Origin of the sequence: Vibrio sp. M250220 (genome assembly GCF_036533795.1) — a bacterium.
In the GTDB taxonomy this organism is placed as follows: domain Bacteria; phylum Pseudomonadota; class Gammaproteobacteria; order Enterobacterales; family Vibrionaceae; genus Vibrio.
The window spans coordinates 1-791 of the sequence record NZ_JATABI010000161.1 but is presented as its reverse complement, the minus strand read 5'-3'; the positions used below and the strand labels follow the sequence as shown (position 1 = coordinate 791).

The 791-nt window shown below is 42.4% G+C and carries 1 protein-coding gene; it reads left to right on the top strand.

From position 1 onward, the window contains the following. A partial coding sequence (locus QTN94_RS20135; protein ID WP_331428664.1) for an S-type pyocin domain-containing protein occupies positions 1 to 708 on the top strand: 708 nt, incomplete at its 5' end. Positions 709 to 791 lie beyond the last annotated feature (83 nt).

The window sequence follows — 791 nt, the reverse complement described above, 5'->3', positions numbered from 1 at the left end:
CAACACTTTATTGCTGAGTTGGATAACGGTATCACTATTACCTGGACACCTGACGGCTCAACCGATGTACTCACACCTGATACCGTCCTCCCCGAGAATGACCAACTGGATGTTCACAATATCTTGGTTCACCCAATTGAAGAGCATGAGCAAGAAATTGGCACGGTTCTCTACCCAGAAGAAGATCTAGCCGAATATATTGTCACCTTCCCTGTGGATGCTGGGTTGCCTCCTCTTTACCTGATGTTCCAAAAAACGGCGCGTGATGAGTCCGGGGGTGTTACAGGGAATGGCGAAGATATAACGGGCATATGGTTAGAGAAAGCCAGTGAAGGGTTAGGTGCTCCGATACCGTCACAAATTGCTGATAAGTTGAGAGGTAAAGAGTTCAGTAGTTTTGATGCGTTTAGGAAGGCCCTCTGGACAGAAGTTTCTAGAGATGGCCAATTGAATGGGCAATTTCACAATAGAAACAAAGTTAAAATGGCTGATGGTAAAGCTCCTGTTGCACCACAGTCAGAACATTATAATGAAAATATAATAAGATATGAAATACACCATAAAGTAGAAGTTGCTAAAGGTGGTGCCGTTTATGATCTGGATAATCTAACTATAGTTACACCGAAAAATCATAAAAAAATAGTAAGCGTTCACCAGCAGTCCATTGACAAAAAGTGTGAGTTAACGCAATTGATCCAACATTCCTAATTGAGTGATCATTTCTAGCCGTCATGCTTAATGCATGAAGAAGAAAAAATCTAAATTCTCATCTTCGCCGCCCGTGGCCTCAG